28 protein-coding genes are annotated in these 25802 nt (G+C 70.5%); 13 read left to right on the top strand and 15 right to left on the bottom strand.

Annotated features, from left to right (window positions below):
• The first annotated feature begins 81 nt into the window (after positions 1–81).
• Positions 82–696, top strand: coding sequence for a TetR/AcrR family transcriptional regulator (locus M4960_RS16175; RefSeq protein ID WP_131844991.1), 615 nt, complete (start codon positions 82–84; stop codon positions 694–696).
• 133 nt (positions 697–829) lie between these two features.
• Here the strand turns inward: M4960_RS16175 and M4960_RS16170 are convergent, their stop codons facing one another.
• Both M4960_RS16170 and M4960_RS16165 read right to left on the bottom strand, forming a co-directional pair.
• The gene (locus tag M4960_RS16170; protein ID WP_248704814.1) at positions 830–1966 is read right to left on the bottom strand and encodes a Gfo/Idh/MocA family protein; all 1137 of its coding nucleotides are present in this window, start codon (positions 1964–1966) and stop codon (positions 830–832) included.
• Positions 1942–2742: a sugar phosphate isomerase/epimerase gene (locus tag M4960_RS16165; protein WP_173169103.1), complete on the bottom strand. Its 801-nt coding sequence runs from the start codon at positions 2740–2742 to the stop codon at positions 1942–1944. Before M4960_RS16165 ends, M4960_RS16170 begins: the two co-directional genes overlap by 25 nt.
• A 255-nt stretch (positions 2743–2997) precedes the next feature.
• Between M4960_RS16165 and M4960_RS16160 the strand changes: the two genes are divergently transcribed.
• The 5 genes from M4960_RS16160 to M4960_RS16140 all read left to right on the top strand — a co-directional run bounded on the left by M4960_RS16160 (position 2998) and on the right by M4960_RS16140 (position 8056).
• Positions 2998–4296 carry an MFS transporter gene (locus M4960_RS16160; RefSeq protein ID WP_123294465.1) on the top strand — a complete coding sequence of 433 codons (1299 nt, stop codon included), beginning with the start codon at positions 2998–3000 and terminating at the stop codon, positions 4294–4296.
• 4 nt (positions 4297–4300) lie between these two features.
• Positions 4301–5533, top strand: a complete 1233-nt coding sequence (locus M4960_RS16155; protein WP_248704813.1) for an MFS transporter — start codon at positions 4301–4303, stop codon at positions 5531–5533.
• A 10-nt stretch (positions 5534–5543) separates the two neighbouring features.
• Positions 5544–6866 carry a carboxylesterase family protein gene (locus tag M4960_RS16150; RefSeq protein ID WP_248704812.1) on the top strand — a complete coding sequence of 441 codons (1323 nt, stop codon included), beginning with the start codon at positions 5544–5546 and terminating at the stop codon, positions 6864–6866.
• An 80-nt stretch (positions 6867–6946) separates the two neighbouring features.
• The gene (locus M4960_RS16145; protein ID WP_248704811.1) at positions 6947–7537 is read left to right on the top strand and encodes a TetR/AcrR family transcriptional regulator; all 591 of its coding nucleotides are present in this window, start codon (positions 6947–6949) and stop codon (positions 7535–7537) included.
• A gap of 78 nt (positions 7538–7615) precedes the next feature.
• On the top strand, positions 7616–8056 hold the full coding sequence (locus tag M4960_RS16140; protein WP_123294468.1) for an NUDIX hydrolase: 441 nt from the start codon (positions 7616–7618) through the stop codon (positions 8054–8056).
• A 69-nt stretch (positions 8057–8125) separates the two neighbouring features.
• Here the strand turns inward: M4960_RS16140 and M4960_RS16135 are convergent, their stop codons facing one another.
• Positions 8126–8314 carry a hypothetical protein gene (locus tag M4960_RS16135; protein WP_123937181.1) on the bottom strand — a complete coding sequence of 63 codons (189 nt, stop codon included), beginning with the start codon at positions 8312–8314 and terminating at the stop codon, positions 8126–8128.
• Positions 8315–8390: 76 nt separating this feature from the next.
• Positions 8391–8759, bottom strand: coding sequence for a VOC family protein (locus M4960_RS16130; RefSeq protein WP_248704810.1), 369 nt, complete (start codon positions 8757–8759; stop codon positions 8391–8393).
• A gap of 54 nt (positions 8760–8813) precedes the next feature.
• On the opposite strand from M4960_RS16130, the gene M4960_RS16125 reads away from it, so the two are divergent.
• Positions 8814–9452 carry a nucleoside/nucleotide kinase family protein gene (locus M4960_RS16125; RefSeq protein WP_248704809.1) on the top strand — a complete coding sequence of 213 codons (639 nt, stop codon included), beginning with the start codon at positions 8814–8816 and terminating at the stop codon, positions 9450–9452.
• 37 nt (positions 9453–9489) lie between these two features.
• A complete protein-coding gene (locus M4960_RS16120; protein WP_248704808.1) occupies positions 9490–10323 on the top strand; it encodes an SDR family oxidoreductase in 834 nt (277 codons plus the stop codon).
• Between the two features lie 116 nt (positions 10324–10439).
• Here the strand turns inward: M4960_RS16120 and M4960_RS16115 are convergent, their stop codons facing one another.
• The 4 genes from M4960_RS16115 to M4960_RS16100 all read right to left on the bottom strand — a co-directional run bounded on the left by M4960_RS16115 (position 10440) and on the right by M4960_RS16100 (position 14754).
• Positions 10440–11807: an MFS transporter gene (locus M4960_RS16115; RefSeq protein ID WP_308222023.1), complete on the bottom strand. Its 1368-nt coding sequence runs from the start codon at positions 11805–11807 to the stop codon at positions 10440–10442.
• Positions 11804–12460 carry an HAD hydrolase-like protein gene (locus tag M4960_RS16110; protein WP_133938039.1) on the bottom strand — a complete coding sequence of 219 codons (657 nt, stop codon included), beginning with the start codon at positions 12458–12460 and terminating at the stop codon, positions 11804–11806. Before M4960_RS16110 ends, M4960_RS16115 begins: the two co-directional genes overlap by 4 nt.
• A gap of 257 nt (positions 12461–12717) precedes the next feature.
• Positions 12718–13413 (bottom strand): endonuclease NucS, encoded by a 696-nt coding sequence (gene nucS / locus M4960_RS16105; RefSeq protein WP_111083752.1) that lies wholly within the window; start codon positions 13411–13413, stop codon positions 12718–12720.
• Positions 13414–13422: 9 nt separating this feature from the next.
• Positions 13423–14754 (bottom strand): MFS transporter, encoded by a 1332-nt coding sequence (locus tag M4960_RS16100; RefSeq protein ID WP_248704807.1) that lies wholly within the window; start codon positions 14752–14754, stop codon positions 13423–13425.
• 118 nt (positions 14755–14872) lie between these two features.
• On the opposite strand from M4960_RS16100, the gene M4960_RS16095 reads away from it, so the two are divergent.
• Positions 14873–16000, top strand: a complete 1128-nt coding sequence (locus tag M4960_RS16095; RefSeq protein ID WP_248704806.1) for a LacI family DNA-binding transcriptional regulator — start codon at positions 14873–14875, stop codon at positions 15998–16000.
• 59 nt (positions 16001–16059) lie between these two features.
• On the opposite strand, the gene M4960_RS16090 is transcribed toward M4960_RS16095, so the two are convergent.
• Positions 16060–16656 carry a TetR-like C-terminal domain-containing protein gene (locus tag M4960_RS16090; RefSeq protein WP_123294474.1) on the bottom strand — a complete coding sequence of 199 codons (597 nt, stop codon included), beginning with the start codon at positions 16654–16656 and terminating at the stop codon, positions 16060–16062.
• A complete protein-coding gene (locus M4960_RS16085; RefSeq protein ID WP_248704805.1) occupies positions 16653–17744 on the bottom strand; it encodes an amidohydrolase family protein in 1092 nt (363 codons plus the stop codon). Before M4960_RS16085 ends, M4960_RS16090 begins: the two co-directional genes overlap by 4 nt.
• Before the next feature lie 48 nt (positions 17745–17792).
• Here M4960_RS16085 and M4960_RS16080 point away from each other — a divergent pair, with 48 nt between their 5' ends.
• A complete protein-coding gene (locus tag M4960_RS16080; RefSeq protein ID WP_248704804.1) occupies positions 17793–18731 on the top strand; it encodes an amidohydrolase family protein in 939 nt (312 codons plus the stop codon).
• Here the strand turns inward: M4960_RS16080 and M4960_RS16075 are convergent.
• Positions 18697–19335 carry a TetR family transcriptional regulator gene (locus M4960_RS16075; protein WP_123294477.1) on the bottom strand — a complete coding sequence of 213 codons (639 nt, stop codon included), beginning with the start codon at positions 19333–19335 and terminating at the stop codon, positions 18697–18699. The two genes, M4960_RS16080 and M4960_RS16075, sit on opposite strands and share 35 nt — an antisense overlap.
• Before the next feature lie 116 nt (positions 19336–19451).
• Between M4960_RS16075 and M4960_RS16070 the strand changes: the two genes are divergently transcribed.
• Positions 19452–21191 (top strand): CocE/NonD family hydrolase, encoded by a 1740-nt coding sequence (locus M4960_RS16070; RefSeq protein WP_159573584.1) that lies wholly within the window; start codon positions 19452–19454, stop codon positions 21189–21191.
• On the top strand, positions 21188–21844 hold the full coding sequence (locus M4960_RS16065; protein WP_123294478.1) for a hypothetical protein: 657 nt from the start codon (positions 21188–21190) through the stop codon (positions 21842–21844). Before M4960_RS16070 ends, M4960_RS16065 begins: the two co-directional genes overlap by 4 nt.
• Positions 21845–21944: 100 nt before the next feature.
• Here M4960_RS16065 and M4960_RS16060 read toward each other — a convergent pair whose 3' ends face one another.
• From M4960_RS16060 to M4960_RS16050, 3 genes are all read right to left on the bottom strand, one after another.
• Positions 21945–22748, bottom strand: a complete 804-nt coding sequence (locus M4960_RS16060; protein ID WP_185094124.1) for a MerR family transcriptional regulator — start codon at positions 22746–22748, stop codon at positions 21945–21947.
• The gene (locus tag M4960_RS16055; protein ID WP_123937190.1) at positions 22741–23277 is read right to left on the bottom strand and encodes a VOC family protein; all 537 of its coding nucleotides are present in this window, start codon (positions 23275–23277) and stop codon (positions 22741–22743) included. Before M4960_RS16055 ends, M4960_RS16060 begins: the two co-directional genes overlap by 8 nt.
• A 109-nt stretch (positions 23278–23386) precedes the next feature.
• Complete coding sequence (locus M4960_RS16050; protein WP_248704803.1) at positions 23387–23788, bottom strand: NUDIX domain-containing protein; 402 nt, start codon at positions 23786–23788, stop codon at positions 23387–23389.
• 123 nt (positions 23789–23911) lie between these two features.
• On the opposite strand from M4960_RS16050, the gene M4960_RS16045 reads away from it, so the two are divergent.
• A complete protein-coding gene (locus tag M4960_RS16045) occupies positions 23912–24511 on the top strand; it encodes a hypothetical protein (RefSeq protein ID WP_248704802.1) in 600 nt (199 codons plus the stop codon).
• A 35-nt stretch (positions 24512–24546) separates the two neighbouring features.
• Here the strand turns inward: M4960_RS16045 and M4960_RS16040 are convergent, their stop codons facing one another.
• The gene (locus tag M4960_RS16040) at positions 24547–25458 is read right to left on the bottom strand and encodes a phosphotransferase family protein (protein WP_248704801.1); all 912 of its coding nucleotides are present in this window, start codon (positions 25456–25458) and stop codon (positions 24547–24549) included.
• Positions 25459–25802: the final 344 nt, after the last annotated feature.

Raw genomic sequence — 25802 nt, 5'->3', positions numbered from 1 at the left:
CCGTCGACGGGAGGCGCGGTACCGGATCGCTGCGGGCCTCCAGACGGTGGCGGAAAAACCTTCCAGCGGTAAGTTGGGTGCATGACGCACCCCGCCGACGACGACGCGGCCCCGCCGCGACGCGGCGGGTACCGCAAGGGAGCCGAGCGCCGGACCCAGATCCTCGACGAGATGATCCGCATGGTCGCGGAACAGGGCGTCGACGCATCGTCGTTGCGGTCCGTGGCCGAGGCCCTCGGGATCACCCACGCGGCGCTCCGCCACTACTTCCCCAGCCGTGACGAACTGCTGCTCGCCGTCTACCGCGAGCACGAGGTGCGCGAGCAGGGGGCGCCCGACCGGTTGAAGTCGGCGATCGGGGACATGCGCGACAGTGCCTCGCGCAACCGTGCGGTGCCGGGCCTGGTGCAGCTCTACACGACGCTCGCGGCCGACGCGGTGCAGGAGGGGCACCCGGCGACCCGTGACTTCATGCGGGAGCGGTTCACGCGGCTCCGGGCCGACCTGGCCGCGTTGATCGCGGCGGACCAGGCGGCGGGACGGATCCGCGGCGACCTGGACCCGGTCGACCTCGCTTCGCTGAGCATCGCGGCGTCCGACGGGCTGCAGGTGCAGTGGTTGCTCGACCCCGAGGCCGTCGACGGCGAGAAGGTGCTGCGGTTGCTCGAGCAGATCGTGCCAGCGCCGCCGGAGTGAGCGCTGCTCGGGCGCGCTTGCGCGGCCCGCGCTTCGCGGCGTGCGTTTCGTGAGCAGAAATGGTCGGGTCCCCGTTCGGGACCCGACCATTCCTGCTCACCAAGTGCGGCGCGGTGCGCGACGCACGACGTGACTACGCGTTCGCGGCCTCGGCGAGGACCGCGGCGGCGGGGTCGAAGTCCTCGGGGAGCGGCTGGATCGGGTCGATCGACGAGGTGATCTCGACGGACTGACCCGACTCGGCGGCATCGCGGATGCCGAGCATGACGTCCAGCGCGTGCGACGCGACGGCACCGGAGGCGCGCTCCGGGCGGCCCTCGGCGATCGCGCGGGCCAGCTCGACGACGCCCGTGCCGCGGCCCCAGGTGGAGCCCTTGTGCGTCAGCGTGGTCGGCTCGTCCTTGCCGAGCGTCCACAGCGTGCTGTCACCGTCGAAGACGTTCGGGTCCGGCAGCACGATGGTGCCCTCGGAGCCGTTGATCTCGACGAAGCCGTTGCGGGGCAGTGCGTGCTGGAACGACAGGGTCGTCTGCGCCGACTGGCCACCCTCGAACGAGATGAGCGCTGCGTGGTGCGTGGGCACCTCGACGGCGAACTCGGTGCCGGCGCGGGGGCCGGAACCGATCACACGCGTCTCGCGGGACTTCGACGACACGGCCTGCACGCGCGAGGCGGCGCCGAAGGCGTGCAGGAGCGTCGTGACGTAGTACGGGCCGATGTCGAACAGCGGACCGGCGCCCTGGGCGTACAGGAACTCGGGGTCCGGGTGCCACTGGTCCGGTCCGGGCACGTGGAACATCGTCGTCGCGGTGAGCGGCGTGCCGATGTCGCCGCGGGCGATGGCGCGGATGGCGGTCTGGATGCCGGCACCGAGGACGGTGTCGGGGGCGCAGGCGTAGCGGACACCGGCGGCGGCAGCGGCTGCGAGCAGCTTCTGCGCGTCCGAGGCGTTCGTCGCGACCGGCTTCTCGCTCCAGGTGTGCTTGCCGGCAGCGATGATCTGCTGGCCGACCTTGGCGTGCTCGGCGGGGATCGTGATGTTCACCACGATCTGGATGTCGTCGCGGGCGAGGAGCTCCTCGACCGTGCCGGACGCGGGCACGCCGTACTTCTCGGCCTGGGACGCGGCGCGCTCGAGGATGAGGTCGGCGACCATCAGGACCTCGACGTCGGCGAATTGGGTCAGGTTCGTCAGGTACTGGTCCGAGATGTTCCCCGCACCGATGATGCCGACTCCGATGCGGCTCACTTGTCGTTGTCCTTCAGCCATGCGAGGGACTCGGTGATGCCCTGGAAGACGTCGCCGGAGTAGGCGTCGAACTCGACGACGCGGATGGCCTGCGGCGCCGCGGCGAGGATGCCCGCCACGTTCACGTCGCCCTGGCCCGCGGGGGTCTGGTTCTCGAACGCACGCTGCAGCGCCTCGGGCACGACGAGCGCGCTCTCCGACGAGGGCAGTGCGGTGAGGATGTCACCGTCGACCTTGCCGTCCTTGACGTGGATGGCGACGACGCGGTCGCCGAGTGCCTTCAGGACGGCGGGGGCGTCGGCGCCACCGACGGTGGCCCAGAAGGTGTCGAGCTCGAGCACCGTCTCCGGGCTGATCTGCTCGACGAAGTGGTCGTAGACCGTGCGGCCGTCGACCTTGTTCGTGAACTCCCACTGGTGGTTGTGGTAGCCGAACTGCAGGCCGCGCGAGGCTGCCTCAGCGGTCAGGACGTTGACGCGCTCTGCGATCTTCGCGACGTCGTCGGCGGTCTGCCAGCGGTCGGTCGGGATGAACGGGTCGATGACCGTCTGGATGCCGAGGCGCTCGGCGGCGTCCCAGATCGGCGCGGTGTCCTCGGCGTCGATCACGGCGACGTGGCCGGACGGCGCCTTGAGGCCGGTCGCGGCGAAGGCACGCTCGAGGTCCGTGGCACGCTCGACGAACGCGTAGGGTTCGACGTTCTCGTACCCGATCTCGGCGACGCGGGCGATGGCCTTGTCGAGGTCTTCGGCGATGGCGTCTCGCAGCGAGTACAGCTGCACAGAAGTGGTGGGCATTGCAGAGGCTCCTTCGGTCCTGTCTGGGTGTCGCGACTCCCAGGTGTCGAAGCACCGGGTGTCGCAGTCCGTCGAGGAGCGATGCTCCACGGCGAGATCGATGACGACGCTACCCCAAAAACCACCCGGTGTGTAGTTTTTGCGTCCCCCCGTGTCGCACGTCATTACATGAACGACACCTGTCGATGTATGCTCAGCCAGTCAAAACCGTGCACGAGACGGTTTTGGCCACCAGCATCGACTCGAGGAGGCGTCATGAGCACACCCGAACCCGGCAGCCCGGCACTGTTGCACCCCGAAGAGGGCATCACCCAGCCGATCAGCACCGTGAAGGTGGGCATCGGCTACCAGATCGCCCTGTTCCTCGGGCAGTTCGGCCTCTTCGTCGCACTCATGGCACCGGTCTACGTCAGCATGCAGCTCAAGGCGCAGGCCCTGGTCGGCGACGACGCGGCGAACGTCATCGGCTCGGTGCTGCCGATCGGCGCGTTCGGTGCGCTCATCATGAACCCCCTCGCCGGCGCGCTGTCCGACCGCACCCGCACCCGTTGGGGTCGTCGTCGGCCCTGGCTGCTGAGCGGTGTCGTCGTCTTCGCGATCGCCCTCGCCTGGATCGCCTACTCGCCCGACGTCCTGAACCTGACGCTGGCCTGGCTCCTCGCCCAGCTCGCCGCCAACGCGACGCTGGCCACCCTGCTCGCGAGCTTCGCCGACAACGTCCCCCAGCTGCAGCGCGGCCGTTCGTCGAGCATCATCGCCCTCGCGCAGAACATCGCCGTGCTCGCCGGCACCTACCTGTCGGTGTTCTTCGTCGCGAACCTGCCGGTGCTGTTCATCGCACCCGGCATCCTGGCGATCATCCTCGTCGCGGTGTACGCCGTGGTCGCCCGTGACGACCTGCCGACGTACAAGCTGAAGAAGTTCACGTTCCTGAACCTCATCGCCTCGTTCTGGACGAACCCGATCAAGAACCCGGACTTCGCGTTCGCCTGGTGGTCGCGCTTCCTGATCATCTTCGCCACCTTCATGTTCACGACCTACCGCCTGCTCTACATGGAGAAGCACCTCGGCATCGAGGACGCGAAGGAGGCCACCGCGGCCGTCGCCTTCGGTGTGCTGCTCTACACGATCGCGCTCCTGGTCAGCGCGGCGCTGTCCGGCTGGGCGTCCGACAAGATCGGCCGTCGCAAGGTCTTCGTCGGCGGTTCGACGGCGATGTTCGCCGTCGGCCTGGTCGTGCTCGCGCACGCCGACACCGTGAACGGCTTCTACGTGGCCGAGGTCATCATGGGCTTCGCCTACGGCATCTACTCGGCCATCGACACCGCGCTCGTCGTCGACGTGCTGCCGAACGCCGACCGGCCCGGCAAGGACCTCGGCGTCATCAACATCGCCAACGCGTTGCCGCAGTCGCTCGCCCCGGCCGTCGCACTCTTCTTCCTGAAGATCGGGTCGGGCGACGCCGCCGACAACTACACGCTCATGTGCTGGGCCGCCGGTGCGATCGCCATCATCGGTGCCCTTGTGGTGATCCCCATCAAGCGGGTTCGATAGCCGGATGCACACCTCCGGGGTCGACGTGGACCGCAGCCAGCTCGCCGGGTGGCGGAACGCGATCATCGTCGCGTTCGCCATCGGCGGGATCAGCCTGGCCGGCTGGGGTCCCCGGCTCCCGGAGCTCCGCGTCGAACTCGGTGTCGACATCGGCACCATCGGCCTCATGCTCGGCGGTGTCACAATCGGCTCGATCGGGGGCCTGCTCAGCGCCGCCCCGCTGCTCCGGCGCCTGGGCGGCCGACGTGCCCTGACGGCGGTCGCCGTCCTGGTCCCCGCCGCACTGGCACTCATCGGCGTCGCCGCTGCGCTGCACTCCGTGCCGCTCGCGAGCGTCGGGTTCGTCGTCGCCGGTGCCGGGATCGGCGCGCTCGACGTCATGGCGAACGTCGAGGGCACGGCGATCGAGGCGCTCGCCGGTCGCACGCTGCTCCCGTTGATGCACGCCGCCTGGTCGGGAGGCGCGGCCCTCGGTGCCGGGATCGCCGCCCTCTGCGCATGGCTGGGCATCACCCCCTCAGCCCAGTTGATCGGTGAGGCCGTCGTCATCCTGGTGATCGGCGTGATCGCGATGCGCGCGATCCCGGACGGCACGCGCGCCGAGGAACACGACACGACGCTCACCCCGCGGCAGCGCCTGCGGCAGTGGGCGCGTGGCTGGGCGGACGTCCGCTTGCTGCTGATCGGTGTCGTGATGCTCGGCGTCGAACTCGGCGAGGGGTCGGCGAACAACTGGCTCGCCCTGGCGACCACCGACGGACACGGCCAGACAGCGACGGTCGGCGCACTCTTCTTCACCGTGTTCGCCGTCTCCGAGGCCGCGACGCGCGTCTTCGCCGGCCCCGTGGTCGACCGGCTCGGACGGGTCCGGACGGTCCGCTGGACGACCGCGCTCGGCATCCTCGGCGCCGTCCTGTTCATCGTCGGCACGACCTGGTGGCTCACGCTCATCGGCGTGGTCCTCTGGGCGGTCGGCGTCTCGATGGGGTTCCCGCTCGGCATGTCGGCAGCGGCGCAGAGCGGCCCGAACCCGGCTGCCCGGGTCAGCGTCGTCGCGTCGATCGGGTACTTCGCGAACTTCGCCGGCCCGCCCGTCATCGGCGCGATCGCCGAGCAGGTCGGCGCGCTCAGCGCGCTCTGGTTGATCGCCGTGCTCTTCGTGGCCGCCTTCGCCGCATCCGGGTCACTGCGTCCGGTCGCCGAACCGACCCACGAGCGGGTCAGCGACCCTCGGTAGCGTGGAGCCCATGCTCGACGCGACGCCTGCCCCGTTCGACACCCCGGCCGGCCGGATCGTCGGGACGGTGGACGGCGACGTCGTCCGCGTGCTCGGGATCCCGTACGCGCGGGCCGACCGGTTCGCGCCGCCGGAGCCGATGCCGCCCTTCGCGAGCGAACTGCACGCGTCGACGCGGTCCCCCGTGGCGCCGCAGCCGCACGCGCAGTTCGTCGACCAGCTGCTCGGCGAGGTCGAGGACATCACCGTCGACGAGCACTGCCAGCGCCTGTCGATCACGCTGCCCGCCGACGTGACGCCCGACGAGCGCCTGCCCGTGATGGTCTGGATCCACGGCGGCTCGTACGTCATCGGCGGCGGCGACCTGCCGATCTACGACGCCCGCGACCTCGTGACCGAGCAGCGCGTGATCGTGGTGTCGGTGACCTTCCGGCTCGGGGTCCTCGGGTTCCTGGGCGACGGGACGTCGATCCCGGCGAACCTCGGACTGCTCGACCTGCTCGAGTCGCTCCGCTGGGTGCAGGCGAACATCGCCGCGTTCGGTGGCGACCCTGACCTCGTCACGGTGTTCGGGCAGTCGGCCGGCGGCGACGCAGCAGCCCACCTGATGATCAGCGACGGCGCGGCCGGGCTGTTCCGCCGGGCGATCATCCAGAGCGCACCGCTCGGGCTGTCGCGCGGTCGTTCCCGGATGAACCGCGCGATGATCCGAGCCGTCGGTGCCGTGCACGCCGACACCCCGCTCGACGACCTGCTCGAACGGCAGGCCCTCGGCACCCGGGCGGCCGCGCCGTACGGACTCGCGGGCGGGATGCCGTTCGGCACCCAGTACGGGTTCGCCCCGTTGCCCGCCGAACGCGACCTCGACGACGCCTGGAGCCGAGTCGCTCCCGACGTCGACGTCCTGATCGGTTCCGCGACGGACGAGACCGGCATGTACGTGCCGTTGGTCCGCGGTCTGTCGCGGGTCGCTCGGTCACGGATCCTGCGCCCGGCGCTCCGCTGGTGGGTGGTCCGTCCGCTCTCCGACGTCATCTACGGCCGCGACGTCCGACGCTTCACCGCGCGGCACCGTCGAGCCTGCGGGCGGGCGACGTCCTACCGGCTCCTCCGTGGCGTGACGACCGCGCCGACCGGCGCCGTCCACATGAGCGACCTGCCGCTGTTGCTCGGCGGCCGCGAGGCCTGGGCCGGCACCCGCTTCGTCCCCGAGCGCGACTGGCCCGAGGTCGAGCGGCGCGGCCGGGCCTTCCGTGCGATCTGGGCCGAGTTCGCCCGGACCGGCGCCGTCACCGCCCCGGACGACGAGACGCTGACCTTCGACCGGCACTGACGTTCGACTGGCACTGGCCGTCTTCGCGCCCCCTGAACTGGCGGTCGCGTGGTCGCCCCCGGGACCGGACAATCGTCTGCATGCCCACGCCCGACGCCGATCTCCGTGCACGCATCGTGTCCGGTGCGATCGAGGCGTACCGCGCGACGGACTTCCACCGGGTCGGACCGGACGAGGTCGCCGAGCGCGCCGAGGTGCCGGTCGCCGAGGTCAGCCGAGCGTTCCCGATGTGGGAACTCCTCGTCGTCGCGGTCATCGACCGGTGGAACAACGGCAGCCGGCTCGCGCTGTGGCCCGTCGCCGAACGGGACGGTGCCGTCGCGTACCTGCGTGCCCGGCTCGAGGCCGGCGTCACGGACCCGGCCCTCGTCCGGCTCCGGATCGCCGTGCTCAGCGCCGCGTCGAACCCCGGCCACCCCGCAGCCGGGTGGTTCCGCACCCAGTACACCCGGGCGTTCGAGGACCTCACCCTCGCCCTGGTCCGTGACGTCGTCGCTGCACGAGAGCCACGCGGCGCCTCACCCCGGCACGCCGCCGAGCAGCTCATGGCACTGTTCGAGGGGCTGCAGCTGCAGGCGATGGTCCGCGACGACGCCGAGCCGCTGAGCGGCTTCGACCGCGCTGTCGCCCGGATGCGCGTCGGTTGGGCAGCAGCGCGCGTCGACGCCTGAGGACTCCGAGCGGGAGCACGGACGGGAGGCACGGCGCGGCTTGCATGCGTCGGCTCGCCCACCTGGCATGGTCGGCCCATGGAGTACACCGACTACGACACCCGGCTCGCCGCGTACGGCGTGATCACGGACGGTGACCGGGTGCTCCTGGCGAAGCTGCGCTTCCCCGAAGCCGGCACCTGGACGTTGCCGGGCGGTGGCGTCGAGTTCGACGAGACCGTCGAGCAGGCCGTCGTGCGCGAGGTCCGCGAGGAGACCGGGTACGAGTCCGAGGTCGGCGCCCTGCTCGGCGTCCGGCACCACGTCGTCCCCGCGGAGCGCCGGATCCACGCCAACGGTCGCCCGATGAAGGCCGTGCAGGTCGTGTTCCGCGCGACGGTCGTCGGCGGCACACTGCGCGACGAGATCGACGGGTCGACCGACGAGTCGCGCTGGCTGCCCATCGCCGAGCTCCCGCACCACCGGCACGGGCTGCTCGTACCCGTCGCGCTGGCGTGGGCGGGCGCGCTCACCCGCTGACCCCTCAGCCGGCGGCCAGCATCGCGAACTGTGCCGGGACGTCAGTGGGTACCGGCGTGGCTGACTCGGTCATCGCTCGCCCAGCAGGAAGGAGATGCTGTCGAGCCAGTCCTGAGCCAGGTACTCGTCGGTGAAGAGATCGCGCCACTGCTCGGTCGGCGCGAACTCTCGTTCATCGAGGTCCCACTGCGCCCGGACCCGCGCGCGTTCGATGAGGAGTTCCTCGCGGGTCCAGTGTCGTCCCACTACAGCGGTCATGGCCGTCCTCTCGTCGGTGTGGGACGACGGTAGGGCGGTCAGTGGGGCCGGCGCGAGCTTTCTGAATACAACATGTTCACTCGGCGACGACGCTCAGGACGTTGCCCGACGGGTCGGTGAACCAGGCGATGAGCGGCCCGCCCTTGCGGTTCACGCCCTTCTCGTCGGTCATCCCCTCGTACTGCAGGAACGTGATGCCCTTCGCGGTGAGCTCGTCCACCGCGGCGTCGACGTCCGGCACGGGGAAGTTCAGCACCGTGAAGGCCGCGGGCTCGTGCGCAGGGCCCTTCGGGTACACGAGGACACCGTGGCCGTCGCCGAGCTGCAGGAAGAGCATGCCGTGGTCCTCGGTGACCTCGACCCCCAGGACGTCCTGGTAGAACGCCTTCGCCTCCGGGACGTCCCGTACCGAGAACCCGCTGAACGCCTTCGTCGCATCGACCATGCGGCCAGTGAACCACCCCGGTCCGGTGTCGGCGCGCTCTGCCAGGATGGGACCGTGAGCCACCCGGACAGCAGCGTCGCCGACGCCGTCGAGCGCGCGGTCGAGCTGGCCTCGGCGGGGCCCCGGGCAGTGCTCGGCATCGCGGGTGCTCCCGGTGCCGGCAAGTCGACGCTGGCCCGCCGCGTGGTCGCCGCCGTCGACGAGCGACTCGGGGCCGGCACGGCGGTGCAGGTGCCGATGGACGGCTTCCACCTGTCGAACGCGGCGCTCGACGCCCTCGGCCGGCACGACCGCAAGGGCGCCGTCGACACGTTCGACGCCGACGGCTACGTCGCCCTGGTCCGACGACTCGTCGCTGCCGACACCACCGTGTGGGCGCCGGACTTCGACCGCCGCATCGACGAGCCCGTCGCCGGCAGCATCGCCGTCCCGCCGACCGCCCGGCTCGTGGTCTCCGAGGGGAACTACCTGCTCGACGATGCCGAACCGTGGGCAGCGCTCGGGGACCTGTTCACCGAGACCTGGTTCTGCGCCGTCGACGACGGGGTTCGCGTCGACCGCCTGGTCGGTCGGCACATGCGTCACGGACGCGACCACGACGCCGCGCGCGCATGGGCGGTGGAGGTCGACGGCGTGAACGCGGCGAGGGTCGCGCCCACGGTGATCCGTGCCTCCAGGACGGTGCGGACGTGACCAGCAGACCGACGCGACACCGATCGAAGGAGCGACCATGACCATCGCCATCACCGGAGCGACCGGCAACATCGGGGGCGCCGTCGCACGCGCGCTCGCCGCGGACGGCGTGCCGTTCCGGATGATCGTGCGCGACGCAGCGCGCGCGCCGGAGCTGCCCGGCGCCGAGGTCGCGGTCGCGACGTTCGCCGACGCCGACGCCAGCCGGGCGGCGCTCGAGGGGGTCGACGTGCTCCTGATGGTGTCAGCGGCCGAGGCCGAGGACCGGCTCGACCAGCACCGCACCTTCGTCGCAGCAGCTGCCGAAGCCGGTGTGCGGCACGTCGTCTACACGTCGTTCCTCGGCGCGGCCGAGGACGCGACCTTCACCCTCGGGCGCGACCACTGGGCGACCGAGCAGGCGATCCGCGCGACCGACACGGCGTACACGTTCCTGCGGGACAGCTTCTACCTGGACTTCGTCGAGGACCTGGTCGGCGAGGACGGCGTGATCCGCGGGCCAGCAGGCGACGGCGCCATGGCGGCGGTCGCCCGTGCGGACGTCGCACGGGTCGCGACCACCGTGCTGCAGGACCCGGGTGCGCACGTGGACCGCTCGTACGAGCTGACCGGGCCGGCGGCGTTCACGCTCGCCGAAGCCGCCGCGGTGGTGACCGAGGTGCGTGGCCGCACGGTGACGTACCACCCGGAGACGCTGGACGAGGCGTACGCGTCTCGTGCGCAGTGGAACCCCGAGCCGTGGCAGGCCGATGCGTGGGTGAGCACCTACACGGCGATCGCCGAGGGAGCTCTCGCGCACGTGTCCGGCGACGTCGAGCGGATCACGGGCCGGCGCCCGATGTCGCTGCGCGAGGTGCTCGCCGCGCGGTAGTGGGCGCGGGCGGGGCGCGGGCGAGACTTCGTGAGCAGAAATGGTCGGGTCAGGTGCGGCGACCCGACCATTTCTGCTCACGAAGCGCAGCGCAGCGGGCGAACAAGCAGCGCCGCTCAGGACACGCGGCGCGCGGCGATCGTGCCGACGACCCCGAGCGTCAGCACCGACACGAGCACGACGAGCAGCGGTGCCGTCCAGTCCCCGGTCGCACCGTGCAGCGCCCCGGCGACGAGCGGCCCGGCCGAGCCGATCAGGTACCCGCCGCCCTGCACGAACGCGGACATCCGACGGGCATCGGCGTCGCTCGACACGATCCGCACGATCACGATGAAGATCACGGTGATGCCGCCGCCCTGGGCCGCGCCGCCGAGCACCGACCACAGCAACCAGAGCTGCGGGGCGAACAGCAGCCCGAGGGGCATCGCCAGCCACAGGAACGCGACGAGCGCGATGATCGCCCGCGGCCGCCACTTCGCCGCGAGCAGCGGGACCCCGAGCGCACCGACCACGGCCAGGATCTGGAACACCGACGAGCTCGCCCCGGACGACGCCTTCGAGAACCCGATCTCGTCGTGCAGCAGGGTCGGGATCCAGGCGGTCAGGGCGTAGTACGAGAACGCCTGGCCACCGAAGGCCAGCGTGAGCCCCCACGTGATGAGTCGTCGTGCGGGACGGACCGGCTCGGCGGCGGTGGCAGCAGCGGCCGCCGCGGCCCGGTCGGCGCGGATCGTCCGGATCGCCCCGGTGTCGAGCACCTGGTCGATCGGACCGGTGATCGGCAGGGGCTCGTCGTCGTCGGAGCGCACGGGGCGGCGCCACGCGGCCCGGGCACCCACTGCGTACGTCCAGGCGAACCCGGCGATGACCGCGAAGACCGCCCACACGGCGATCGCGACGGGCCAACCCCACAGCGCCGCCAGGGGAGCGGTCGCGAGTGAGGTGATCATCGACCCGACGTTGAGCGCCGACGTGTAGACGCCGGTGACCAGGCCGACACGCTCCGGCGAGGTGTCCCGCCGGATGACGACGGGAATCACCACGTTGCCGATCGTGATGCCGATGCCGATCACCGCGGTGCCGATGAGCAGTGCGGCGGACGACGGCATCGAGCGCACCACGGTGCCGGCGAGCACGATGACGAGCGACAGGGACACCGCACGCTCGGGGTCGGCCTTCGCGATGACCCAGCTGGCGAACGGCGTCGCCAGGGCGAAGCAGAGCACGGGGATCGTCGTCAGCAGCCCGGCGATCGTGGACGTCAGGCCGAGGTCGAGCCGGACGTCGCCGATGACCGGGGCCGTCGCGACGATCGGCCCGCGGAAGTTCAGTGCGATGAGGACGATGGCGGCGGGCAGTACCCACGCGGCGGCACGCAGCCCCTGCCGCGTCGCGTCGGTCCGGCCGCGCCCGCTCGTCGCGTCGGTCCCGCCGGTCGCGTCGGTCGCGTCGGTCCCGCCGGTCGCGTCGGTCCCGTCCGTCACGGCAGCAGGATCGGGAGCAGGTCCAGCGGGGTGGCGGCCGTGGCGATGGTGCCCTCGGCCTCGGCGGGGGAGCCGTACCCCCACTCGGCGAAGACCACCGGGACGCCGTGCACCGTGGCGCCCTCGACGTCGTGCACCCGGTCGCCGATGAGCACCGGGCGGCTGACGTCGAACCCGCGGGCGTCGAGGCGGCGCAGGGCTTCCTCGACGACGTCGGCCTTGCTCGACCGGACCTCGTCGTCGCTGGCACCCGTGATGATGTCGATGTCCCCGGTGAGCCCGTAGTGCTCGAGGATGTACGTCGCCGGCGTCTCGGGCTTGCTCGTCGCGGTCGAGATCGGCAGCCCCGCGTCGTGCAGCGTCCGGAGCACGACGTCGATGCCGGGGAACATCGTCGAGTCGAGGGCGCCGTGCGAGAAGTAGTGCTCGCGGTACACGGCGAGGGTGTGCTCCGCCTGCGCCTCGTCCATGCCCATCGCGACCCGGAACGTGTCCATGATCGGCGGGCCGACGAACGACATCAGGGTGTCGTGGTCGGGCACCGGGACGCCCACGGTGCGGAAGGTGTGCGTCAGGCTCTCGAGGATGCCCGGCGCGGAGTCGCTGATGGTGCCGTCGAGGTCGAACAGGATGGCGGAGAACGGGCTGGTCATGTCCTGCCCACCCTACCGGCGGCGGTCGACGGGACCACCCTGGTGCCGCGCGCGACGGGGCGGACGTGCGCCGGGCCTCCCGGTCGGGCGGCGGCGGTCGGGCGGGCGGGCGCGGGCGGTCGGGCCGTCGGTCGGAACCAGGTTCCGGACACAGCACCACGCGATTCCGCGGTTCCGTGTCCGGAACCTGGTTCCGGCGGGCAACGCACCAACCCACCAACGCGACGCCGCACCAACACGCACGCGCCGCTCCGCACTCAGAACAGGCGGGTGTGCCCGCCCTCGATGCCGCGCATCGCGTCGTAGTCGAGCACGAGGACGCGGATGCCGCGGTCCTCGGCGAGGGTGCGCGCCTGCGGCGCCACCGTCTGCGCCGCCAGCACGCCCTGCACCGGACGCAGGTGCGGATCGCGGTTCATGAGCTCGAGGTAGCGCGTGAGCTGCTCGACCGCGTCGATGTTGGCGTTGCGCTTCATCTCGACCGCGACGCTCGCCCCGGCGTCGTCACGCGCCAGGATGTCGACCGGCCCGATGGCGGTCATGTACTCGCGGCGGACCAGCGTGTGGCCGTCGCCGAGCAGTTCGATCTGCTCCGCGAGGAGCTGCTGCAGGTGCGCCTCGACCCCGTCCTTCACCAGCCCCGGGTCGACGCCGAGGTCGTGGGTCTGGTCCGCGATGACCTCGTGGATGGACACGATCAGGCGGTCCTGGGTCTTCTTCTGCGTCACCGTCCAGACCTCGGTGATGCCACCGACGGTCTGCTCCTCGTCCGGCTCGCTCATCTCGATCGAGCACGGCGGGCTCATCCAGTTCAGCGGCTTGTAGCTGCCACCGTCGGAGTGCACGAGCAGTGAGCCGTCCGCCTTGAGCATGAGCAGACGGGTCGCGAGCGGCAGGTGGGCGGAGAGCCGGCCCGCGTAGTCGACGGAGCACCGGGCGATGACGAGACGCACCCGGGAAGCCTAACGGGCGTCGCGTCCCGACCCGGACGGCGCGCTCGTCGCGTTGTCGGCGTTGCCGGCGCTGCCGGCCGGGAGGCGCGGCTCGCCCCCGCCGTGTCCGTCGCCGCCCCCGCGGGTCGGCCGGGCGGCGGCGCCGGTCTCACGGGCGGCACCCGACGCGAGTCCCGCCGCGATGATGAACACGAAGACGACCAGGAGCGCACCGAGCAGTCCGACGTGCTCGCCGAGGAACCCGATGAGCGGAGGACCGGCCAGGAACGCCACGTACCCGATGGTCGCGACGGCGCTGACCTTGGCGGCGGCCGTGCGGGGGTCGTCGGCGGCGGCCGACATGCCCATCGGGAAGCCGAGGCTGGCACCGAGGCCCCAGAGCACGACGCCCACGATCGCGAGCGGCACGTTGTCGATGAAGATGAGCATGCCGAGGCCGACCACCGCGACGGCGGCGCTGATCCGCAGGATCGGGACGCGCCCGAACTTGTCGATGAGGGGGCTGCCGGCGACGCGACCGACGGTCATCGCGGCGAGGAACACCGTGAGCACGCCGGCGCCGGCGGCGTTGTCGAGCCCGTGGCCGTCGATCATCGCGAGCGGCAGCCAGTCGTTCGCGGAGCCCTCGGCCAAGGCCATGCCGAGCACGATCACACCGATGAGGATCGTGGAGGGCTGCGCCCAGACCTGCATGCGGGTGAGTGGCGTCGCCACCGGGCTGGTGTCGGTGGAGACCTGCTCGGCGAAGCGGTGCTCGTCCTGGAACTTCGTGACGGCGACGAGCATCACGGCGCTCGTGATGACGACCAGCACGATGAAGTGCACGGAGACCGGGATCTCGAGCCGCTCGGCCAGGGCACCGAGCCCGGCGCCGGCCAGTGTGCCGAGGGAGAACGCTGCGTGGAACAGCGGCATGATCGTGCGCCCGCCGGCCTTCTCGGCAGCGGCGCCGGAGACGTTCATCGACACGTCGCACAGGCCGTTGCCGAACCCGAAGGCGATCAGGGCGATCCAGATGGCGGCGAAGCCCCAGCCGAGCGTGACCGCGATGCCAGCGAAGACCATGCCGAGCGCCAGGCAGGCGGCGGCGATCTGGATCCCGCGCCGCGCGCCGAGCTTGGCGACGATGTGGCCGGCGAAGGTCAGGCCACCGATCGAACCGACGGCCATGCCCAGGACGAGCAGGCCCATCTCGAACGTGCTCGCGCCGAGGGAGTCGCGGACGCTCGGGATCCGGCCGAGCCACGTCGCGATGTCGAGCCCGGACAGGGTGAACACCACGAACACCGCGATGATCCAGGCCCTGGTGGTCGGAACGGTGCGGGTGGACGGCGTCGTCATGGTGGTCCCATCGTGCTTCGTTGCTGGTGGTCGTGGTGCGGGTCGCGCTGCGCGTTTTGTTCTGGGTCGGCCGCTATCGAATCGATTCGACCGCTTGTTCCCGCTACGCTAACCGGCGATGGACGAACCGGCAACAGCACTCGGCGCGTCGCCTTCCCGCGGCGGCGGCACCCGTCCGTCGCGCCCGACGCTGGCCGCGGTCGCCCGTGCCGCCGGTGTCGCGCCGTCGACGGCCTCGCTCGCGTTCAGCGGCAGCGGCCCGGTGTCCGAGGACGCCAAGGCCCGAGTCCTCGCCGCCGCTGCCGAGCTCGGCTACGGCGGCCCCGACCCCCGTGCGCGTTCGCTCCGCCGAGGCCGTTCCGGCGTCATCGGCGTCGTGATGGACGAACGCTTGAGCGATGCCTTCCGGGACCCCGTCAATGTCCTGACGCTCGACGGCATCGCCGAGGTCGCCGGGGCTGCGGGCGCTTCGCTCTTGCTGGTCCGGAGTCCGCTCGATGACGAACAGGGGGCCGGCCCACTCGTCGATGCCCCGATGGACGCCGTGGTGCTCGTCGGGTGCAACGTCCGGATCGACCCCGCCGTGGCGGTGCTGCGGCGTCGACAGATCCCCGTCGTCGCGATCGAGGCGGACGAGATCGAGGGTGCCGTGCCCGTCCAGCTCGACAACCGGGATGCCTCGCGCCGTGCTGCTGCGTACCTGCAGGACCTCGGGCACGCCGACGTCACGGTGGTGACGCTGCCGCTCGACGCTGCTCGTCGGCGGGGGCCGATCGACGATGACCGCTTCGCCTCGGGCATCGCGTTCACCACGCTCGAACGGCTCCGGGGCGTGCGCGAGGTCTACCCCTCCGCCGTGGCGATCGAAACTGCTGGCAGCTCGGTGGAAGAAGGACGTCTGGCTGGTGTCGAGCTGTTCGCTGCGGACGGGCCACGGCCGACCGCGGTCATTGCGCAGAGTGACCTGATCGCCGTCGGGGTGATCTCGGCTGCCCTCGACGCCGGGCTGCGGGTGCCCGAGGACGTCAGCGTCGTCGGGTTCGACGGCATCACGGTGGACGACAGCCTGTTGCACCGGACCCCGATCCGGCACCTGACCACCCTGGTGCAGCCCTTCGTGCAGAAGGGCCAAGCTGCCGCTCGTGCTGCGCTGGCGATGCTCGAGGGGGCGGAGCCGCAGCCGGCGTCGTTCGTCTCGGAGTTGCGGGTGGGGGACACGACGGGGCCGCCGCCGGCTGTGCGCTGATCCCACCCGTCCGCATTCCGCCAGACCCCTACGAGTCGGTCAGCGCGACTTCGCGAGGATCACCGCGACAGGGCGGGAAGCACGACGTCATCGACGACCTCGACGATGTCGTCGCGGGACAGCGGACCAGTGGTGAGGTGACGGGCGAGCACGAGTGCGGCGCCAGCGCTGACGCGTGATGGGCTGACAGCGCTCGAGGGGATCTCGCCACGGGCCGCGGCGCGTCCGAATGCTTCGGTCACGAGGCGTTGGCGCGGCTCGATGAGCAGTGCGACGATGCGCTGCCACATCTCGGGTCGTCGCTCTCGCTCCAGGAGAAGTGGTGCGAGGACCCGTCCGACGGGGGTGGTGAGCCCGTCCGCGAGATCGGACAGGAACGCGATGAGTTCGTCGCGGAGGTCACCGACCGGCTGGAGTCGGGTCCCCCCGGGGTGATCGCTCCGCTCCGCGGTGTCTTCGGTCCAGGCGAGGGCAGCGAGGACGAGCTGCTCCGGATCGGTCCAGCGCCGGTAGAGCGAGGCCTTGCCCGCACCGGCTGCCGCGGCGACGTTCTCGAAGGTGAGGCCCGCCATGCCGTGGTCAGCCAGCTGTTCGAGTGTGGCGGCGAAGATCGCGTGCTCGAGGTCAGCACCGCGCCGCCGGACGGGAGCGTTCACGAGATGAGTGTCCCACCGACCCACACAGCGCCCGGCTGAGCGAGGACGGCTGGGTCGACGAGGGGATCGCCGGTCGTGAGCAGGAGGTCCGCACGCAGCCCCACTTCCACGCGCCCGCGGTCGTGCAGACCGAATGCCGCCGCTGCCCCGTCCATGGCAGCGGTCAGTACCGCGCCGTTCGTCATCCCGGTGTCCCGCAAGAGGAGCATCTCCTCGTGGAGGGCCTCGCCGTGGCGAACCGGCGCGAACGGGGTCTCGTTCGCGTCCGTGCCGGCGACGACTGGCACACCGGCGGTGTGCATCCGGCGCACACTCTCGACGGCGTTCTCGAACGCGGCGTCGGCACGGTCCCCGAGTCGCGCGCGGGCCATCGCGCGCATCATCACGAGGGTCGGTGACGCGATGGTGCCCTGGTCCGCCATCCGCCGGACGGTCGCGTCCGGCAGCGGCCGGTCGAGCGGCGCGTGCGTGAGGATGTCGACCCCGGCGTCGAGCCCGCGGACGAACGACGCGGCGGTCACGACGTGGGCCACGGTCCGGAGCCCCCGGCGGCGTGCGCCGTCGACCAGGGCCGTGATCGTTGCGACGTCGAGCGCGGGGACGTCGGTGGCGTCGGGGTCCTCGATGATGATCTTCACCAGGTCCGACCCGTTCGCGGCCCGCCAGTCCAGGTACCGCTCGGCATCGGCTGCGCTGCTCACGCCGCTCGCGTCCGGGAAGCCCATCCGAGCGATCTGGGTGCTGCCCGGCGCCGAGGCGGCCGAGCCCGCGCTGAGGAGCCCCGGTGCCCCCGGTGCTCGTCGCTGCTCGTCGACGAGGGAGTCCGGGTGTGTCCCGAGGTCGACCATCGTCGTGACGCCGGCTCGGACTGCGGACGACAGCGCCGCCGGGGAGCCCAGGTGGACGTGCGTGTCGATCAGGCCCGGGACGAGGAACTGCCCCGTTCCGTCGACGACCGGACCGCCCGCTGGAGCGACGGTCCCCGCGGGACGGACCGTGGTGATGTGTTCGTCGAACTCGACGTCGACAGCCTCGGTTGTGGTCACCCCGCCGGAGCTGGTGCGGACGTTGCGAATGGTCGTGGTCATGCGGTCTACGATACAGAATCGTTCACTACACGCAACGAGGAGCCATCGATGTCCGAACTGATCGACGTCCACGCACACTTCGTCACCGCGGACTACGTCGCAGCGGCCCGAGCAGCCGGGTACGAACAGCCGGACGGCATGCCCGCCTGGCCGAGCTGGTCGCTCGCCGGCCAGCTCGGTGACATGGACCGCCGCGGGATCGCCCGAGCGGTCCTGTCCATCTCGTCGCCCGGAGTGCACTTCGGGGACGACGACCGAGCCGCGGAGCTCGCGCGGACACTCAACGACGAAGCCGCCGCGATCGCGGCCGCGCACCCGGACCGGTTCTCGTACTTCGCGTCCCTCCCGGTGCCGGATGTCGACAGTGCGGTCCTGGAGGCCCGGCGCACGTTGCAGGGACCGGGTGCGGTCGGCGTCGTCCTCGAGTCCAACGCGCACGGCCAGTACCTGGGAGATCCCGCGTTGGAGCCGCTCTGGGCCGAGCTCGACGCCCGCGGCGCGGCCGTCTTCGTGCACCCGACCTCGCCCGTCGGGTGGGAGCACACCGCCCTCGGGCGTCCTCGCCCGATGCTGGAGTTCATGTTCGACAGCACCAGGAGCATCGTCGACCTGGTGTTCGCCGGCGTCCTGGACCGGTACCCGGACCTGCGCGTCATCGTGCCGCACTCGGGTGCGACCCTGCCGGTCCTCTCCGACCGGATCGCCCTGTTCCAGCAGTTGTTCGGCGCCGCCGCCGGCACGATGCCTTGGAAGGACGCGATGCGGCGGCTCTGGTTCGACACGGCAGGCACGCCGTTCCCACTCGACGTGCCAGTCCTCGCCGAGGTCGCCGGGACGGATCGGCTGCTCTACGGCAGCGACTCGTGCTGGACGCCGACGCAGGGCGTGGACGCGCAGATCGCCGCGCTCGACGATGCCGAGCCACCGCGCGACGCGACGAGTTGGCGGGAACTCACGACCCGGAACGCTCGGCGTCTGCTCGACTGACTCCGGCGAGGACGCTCTGGATCGCGGGTCCGGCGATCGCGACGACGGTGTCGTGGTCGGCTGCGAGCACGGCAGGGACCCCGAAGACCTGCCGGCTCGTGATGATCCCGACGAGCATGGCCGCGGCGAGCCCGGCCCGGAGCGCACGGTCCTCGTGATCGGCGCCGGAGGCTCCGTGTACGAGGCGGGCCTGGATGAAGTCCCGCAGCTGCGCCGTCGCGTCCTCGTTGACCATCGCACCTCGGAGCATCGCCATCAGCGGTTCCGACTCCTCCGGGGCGCCTTCCCAGGCCTGTAGGAACGCCCGGACGACACGCTCGCCGAGATGCTCGTCCGGACCCTCGAAGGCCGTGTCGAAGCGCCGGAGCGCGGACGGGGAAACGGCCATCACCGCTGCGAACAGGTCAGCCTTCGACCCGAAGAACTGCATCACCTGCGAAGGGTCGACGCCGGCGTCCGCCGCCACGGCCCGGATCGTCGTGCCGGCGAAACCGTCGCTGGCGAACCGCGCACTCGCCGCCGCGAGGACCGTCGTGCGGGTGCTGGCCGCCCCGGGACGGCGACCCACGCGGGAGGTCGTCGCTGCTTCCGTCGTTCCGTCCATGCCCGCAATCTACTCCGCTGACGGGTTTCTCAACACGCGTTGAGTTCTTGCCGGATCGGACGTACGCTCGCCTCGACGACGAGCCCACGGAGGACTCCCGCACGAAGGAGAACACGATGACCGACCAGAGGATGACCGTCCCCTCCACCCCGCTGCCCGCGCCGCGCACGGGTGTGCTCACCCCCTTCGAGCCCGGCACCCGAACCCTCGAGACCGGGTTCCGGATCGCGCCGCAGTTCAAGCCGCTGCCCGTCGACACGGTGTTCGACAAGGACGTCGCGATGCAGCTGCGCGACGGCACGACCATCCACGTCGACGTGTTCCGCCCGGTCGGTACCGAGCCGGTGCCGGTGATCGTGGCATGGAGCCCGTACGGCAAGGCGCAGGGCACGTCGCTCAGCGTGATGGGGGTGTTCGGGCTCGTCGGGCTGCCGAACAGCACGGTGTCCGGACTCGAGAAGTTCGAGGCACCGGACCCCGCGTACTGGGTCGAGCACGGCTACGCGATCTGCAACGTCGACATCCGCGGCGTGGTCGACTCCGAGGGCGACAGCGTGCTCTGGGACCGGCAGGAGGGCCGCGACGCGTACGACGTCATCGAGTGGCTGGCCGAGCAAGAGTGGTGCGACGGCAAGGTCGGCATGAGCGGCACGAGCTACCTCGCCGTGTCGCAGTGGTTCACCGCCGCCGAGCAGCCCCCGCACCTCGTCGCGATCAACCCGTGGGAGGGCGTCAGCGACGTCTACCGCGACCTCGTGATGCGCGGCGGCATGCCCGACACCGGGTTCGCGCAGCAGCTGCAGGACGGCAGCTTCTTCGGGAAGGGCCAGAAGGAGGACATCCTCGCCGAGGTCGACGCCTACCCGCTGATGACCGACCTGTGGGAGCAGAAGATCCCTGACTTCTCGCAGATCGAGGTCCCGGCGTACGTCGTCGCGAGCTACTCGAACACCCTGCACACCGCCGGGACCTTCCGCGCCTGGCGTCGGATCGCCAGCGACGAGAAGTGGCTCCGGATCCACAACACCCAGGAGTGGCCGGACTACTACGACCCGGCGAACGTCGAGGACCTCCGCCGGTTCTTCGACCACTTCCTCAAGGGCGCCGACAACGGGTGGGAGACCACTCCGACCGTCCGGTACTCGGTCCTCGACCTGCAGGGCGGAGACGAGGTCGCCGTGCCGGCTGAGTCGTTCCCGCCGCAGGACGCCATCTCGACGAAGTACCACCTCGACGCCCGGACGCGAACGCTGACCACGGCCGCGCCCGAGGCACCTGCGGAAGCGTCCTACGCCGTCGACGCGAACCCGGACGCCGTCTCGTTCCTGACCCGCTTCGACGAGGAGACCGTCCTGGTCGGGTACCCGAAGGCGCACCTGTTCGTCGAGGCCCGGGGCGCCGACGACATGGACCTGTTCGTCCTCGTCCAGAAGCTCGACCGCTGGGGAACGCCGCTGCAGGCGTTCACCGTGCCGAACCAGTCGGCGATGGCGCACGACCTCACCGACCACGGCGCGACGATCCTGCGTTACAAGGGCTCCGACGGACGCCTCCGCGTGTCCGCCCGGCACCTCGACGAGGCGCTGTCGACCGACGACGTCCCCGCGCACTCGTTCGACCGCGTCGAGAAGCTCGCTGCCGGGCAGGTCGCCGAGATCGAGATCGACCTGTTCCCGGTCGGACTGCGCTTCCACGCGGGCGAGCAGCTGCGGTTCATCGTGAGCTCCCGCAACCTGCTCGGCACGCTCATGCCGGCGATCCGCGAGTACGTCGGCGCGAACACCGGGCGGCACGTCGTGCACACCGGCGGCGACCAGGCCTCGTACCTCCAGCTCCCCGTCCGGGCCGCACGGTGACCGGCGCGACCGTCCGCCTGGCCGGCGAGGACACCGACTCGACCATCGACGGGTTCGAGCTGTTCTCCGCCCGCCGGGCGCTCGCGCTCCTGAAACGGAAGCTCGGCCGGGTCCAGCTGCTCGAGCTGCTCGAGGACGAGATCGCTGCGGGTGACGCGTTCCTCCGCGCCCACCTCGGACGCTCCGGCGGCGAGCAGGCAACCGGCACGACCACGCTCCGTGCACGGGGCATCAGTGCCGCGCAGTTCGGTGCGTGGCTCGGCGCCGCGTTCGCCCGCGAGGACGTCATGCTCGCCGGACACCCGGAGCACTACGGGATCCACGCCGAGCCGGGGCGCAACGTGAACATCGTCGAGACCCTCGACGAGTACGTCTGCTCGTTCTTCATGCGCCCCTGGGACGACAGTGCCGTCGTCGAGCAGGAGCTGCCCGCCGCAGAAGCGACTGCCGGTCGCCGGTCGCACATGCTGTTGGCGGACGGGACGGTGATCGGCTCGATCGCGAACTCCTTCGACGAGGAGCAGGACGGCTTCACCGCACGTCTGTCCGTCACCTTGCCGGCGACCTGCGCCCCGGCGGTGATCGAGCAGCACCTCGAGCACTTCGCCGTCGAGTTCCGCACCTGGATCCGCCGAGCCGCCAACGAGCGGTGACCACTCGAAGGCCGGCGATCCGCACGAGACGTTGGCTCAGGGCAGCGTTCGCTCCCACGTCGACGTCGGCCGCTCCGCGCGCGACCGTGAGCTGCGAGTCCTACTGCCAGGTGGCGGTGTCGGGGTCGATGCCGCGGGCGCGTGCGCCGGCGTCGATGATGCGACGCAACCATGAGGCGAGCCCGGCTCGGATGCCGTCGTAGTGTGCGGCGTACCCCGGATCGGCTTCGTACATGCGGCCGAGGACGACCTGCATCTGCCGGGTGATCGGGAAGTAGGCGGAGAACACCTCGCGGTGCTGTTCAACGAGAGCGTCCGCGGCCGGGCTGCCGGGTTCGACACCAGCATCCATGGCGTCGGCAAGGGCCTGATCAAGCGCCGCAGACGCATCGGCGACGGCCTGCCAGTCGTCCACGGTGCGTGAGGCGGAGCGTTCGGCGTAGTGCCGCCACTCCGGCGTATCGCCGTAGAGTTGCCGCGCCTCAGCCGGCCACTGCGGATTCCATCCAGGCCCGAACGTCGCGGTCTGCTCCTCATTGGTCATGAGCAGCCCGTGCTCGTGGGCGTCGGCCATCCGGGCCAGGTCATCGCCCAGCGCGCTGAGATGCTCGATCCGCGCCGCAAGCTGGGACTGCTGGGCGCGCAGCGCAATGACAACAGCCGCACTCGGATCGTCGAGAACGTTCCGAATGGCTTCCAGGTCGAGCCCCAGCTCGCGGTAGACGACGATGCGCCGCAGCCGCTCGAGGTCGTCTTCGGCATAGAGCCGGTACCCGGCAGCTGACCGTGACGACGGCCTCGCAAGGGCGATCTCGTCCCAGTGATGCAACGTCCGGACCGTCACGCCCAGGCGCGCCGCGGCCTGACCAACAGTCAGGTCCACGGCGTCGCTGTCATCAGGCATGCGCTCCATTCTTCTCGCCGTCGGCGTCAGGTGCGGTGATGCCGATCGCTTCGAGGTTCTTGGCGGTCTGGCTGGTCGGCTCGAAGGGTTTCGCGGCAGTGAAGACGACTCGCACCTTCTCCGGCGTGATCACCTCGACATCGCGGGTGCCCCAGGGCGTGTCCCGCGGCTCGCTCACCACGCCCGCGTCGTGGGCTCGGCACGCGGTGACGAGGGCGTCGATCTGGTTCAGGACGCACGCGAAGCTGAAGCTCACCGCCGGCGCCTGATCCGGAGCGGACGCGGTTGGGACCAGCAGGACGTCCTGAAAGGCCCACCGGCGCAGGTGCACGAGCTGGCCCGGCACGCTGAACAGGTCGAAGAAGCCCAGGCCGCGGGTCCAGAAGTCGACGGAAGCGGCCAGGTCGGTTGTCGGGATCGTCACGAACGACGGCATCCCGTAGATCCCGTGGAACGGCTCAGGCGCGACCACGTCAGGGCCGGGGGCGGGGACCGGGCTCATCTCAAAGGCGTTGTAGTAGCTGCTCATGGGTCCACGTTCTGCCCTCACGCGGCGTGAGGGTCAAATCGGGGAACTCTGGGACCAACCTGTTGGCCCGGTTCACCGAGTTGGCGGCCCGCGTCCGGAGAACGATCCTTCAGCGGCGCGCTTCGAGGACCAGCTTGACCGCTTCCCTCGCCACTTCCGGCACCAACGGGATGTGCGCGAGCAGGCCCAGTTCCACCCACCTCGGCTCGTACTGGTTCAGTTCCGAGGCACGGTCGATCTCTGGACCCCCGAGTTGCAACGGACCAGGACTTACTCGCGCCACGAAGTAAGCCGTGGGAACGGCGCTATCCACTGGTACGTCGAGCAGGTCGCCGATGCTCGCATCAAGGCCCGTCTCCTCACGCAACTCGCGCTGACACGCTTCGCGGAGGCTCTCGCCTTCCTCGACCCCGCCGCCAGGGAGCACACAGTAGTGACGACCGTTCTTCAGCCGATCGATGACGAGCAGGCTCTCGTCTCGGACGACGACGGCCGCTGACCTGATGCGCATCCAGCTAGCTCACCACGAAACGCCTGGCCATGTGCCACAGCCCGGCATCAAGGTGCCTCAATCGACGATTCTCTACTGGAGCGGCTTCCAGCTTTCTCGGCGGCGATACGTGAGGATGACGGCATGGACTGCGATGTCGAGCGCGCCAACCGCGTCGTGCAACTTCGCCGCGGGCTCCAAGCAGCTCAGCCCGGATCGGTCGCGAGCCTCAGAGGTTCCCTCGCTGAGGGGACAGCGGACGCCTGGAGCGACATCGACCTTTCGTGGTGGGTGAGCGACGGCGACGACGCGCTCAGAGTTCTGCCGCACGCACTCAAAGCGGCGGGGCAGGTCGAGTCACTTCGGCTCGACCCCGAACTCGATCCGGATCGTCGTCTGGTGTTCGTACGGTTCAGAAACTGGTCTCTGTTCCAGCGGGTGGACCTCGACGTGGTCGGTTTGTTCCACGGCGGGCGCGCGCCCTGGGATCGGGGATGGTCTCGGGCAGAGAGCGCCTTGATGAACGCGGTCGCTGCCGTGAGAGCGTCATATCGAGAGCGCGGTGACATCGACGGGCTGGTCCAGCGAGGGCTGGAGCGCGTGCAGGCCACTGACCCTGGCGGGGCGTTGACGGACCGGTTGTCCGTCCTCATCGACGCCGCGGTCGCCGCCGACTCAGCTCAGACAGGTCTGGCACAACGTGTCCATGCAGAAGTGCGCGCCCTCGGCAGCGCAAGTACCTGATCTGCGCTTCACGAACGGGGCTGGACTTCCGAGCGTCACCGATTCGTCAGCGCCTCCACCATGGCTGCTCGCTCGACGAGGCGTGCCCCTTCGAATGCCGTGGTCTCCGGGGTTGCATCTGGCCGTGCCGCTGCGAAACGGACGAGGTCGAGAAAGACCAGCGCAACGCAAGCGCGTAGTGCTTGCTCGCCGCCTGCGAGCGAACCAGCGTTGACGATCAGCTCAACGGCGTCCCCGTCGATCGGCCCGTAGCTGAGCAGCGTGGCGAAATCGAACGCGCGGGTGCCGCTCCCAATTGCCTCGACGTCGACCACGCCCGTGACCTCGCCGTTCATCAGCAGAACGTTTGCCGGCCGGAAATCTCCATGGACCATGTCGGAACAGGGCCAGTCACGAGCGTCCACATCGTCCGCGAGCCGTCGACACATTTCGACCAGAGCCATACCGCTGGCACCCGCGGTTGCTGACGCGGAACAAAGATTGCCCATGTCCCGCGTGAGCTGGTCGACGACGAAGTCGTTCCAGTTGCGTCCAGGCGCGGGGTTGAGCCCAGCCTGCAAGTCGATCGTGGAGATCAACGCCCTCGCGCCACCGACGTCAACCGATGTGAGCCGAGCGCCGGGCACCCGCTCCTGTAATTGGTACCCGATGCCGTCAGCGGTCCGTCCGCACCGAATCCAAGCAGGCGTCGGGTACCCAGCGCGTCGAACCATCCCAACGGCCTCCTCAGCTAAGAGCATCTGCTCCGCCCAGCTCGGATCAGAGATCTTGAGCACCGCGGTCCGGCCATCGACCCCTTCGACGTACCAGGCTCCACCCTGCTCGCCGCCATCCGGCCGACCCGCGATGACCCAAAGCCACCGCTCGTCAGCGTTGATCGTGTCCAAGACTCGTTCGGCGCGTTCTCGCTCAACGCCGCCCAGAACGCCACAACGCTGACCGGTCATTCCCCGAGGATGAACCCTCATGCGACTCCGAGCAACCGACGGCACCGTCTTGCAGGGTGAGGGCCCTTCCCAAAGCACCTCCCAATAGGGGATCGTTCAGTGAGACGAGGGCGCCGGTGGTGGTGTCTATGCTGCTGCACGATGTCGACGATCTGCCCGAGCACCTTCGATAGGTGGAGATGTGACCTGATCCTTGGTCACTCTGGAGAGCACGAGTGTGTCTACGGGAGCGAGCGGGTGCGTTGGAACGAGCGGGCCACAGGTCACGCGCTCCGTGAACGAACTCGATTGCCGAGGTAACTGGCGGCACGTCGGACGTCGCCTGCTTCCCCTCCTCGGAAACA

This window comes from Curtobacterium sp. MWU13-2055, from assembly GCF_023242305.1.
Classification (GTDB): domain Bacteria; phylum Actinomycetota; class Actinomycetes; order Actinomycetales; family Microbacteriaceae; genus Curtobacterium.
The sequence above is the reverse complement of the archived record's forward strand: the minus strand, read 5'-3'. Positions and strand labels throughout refer to the sequence as shown.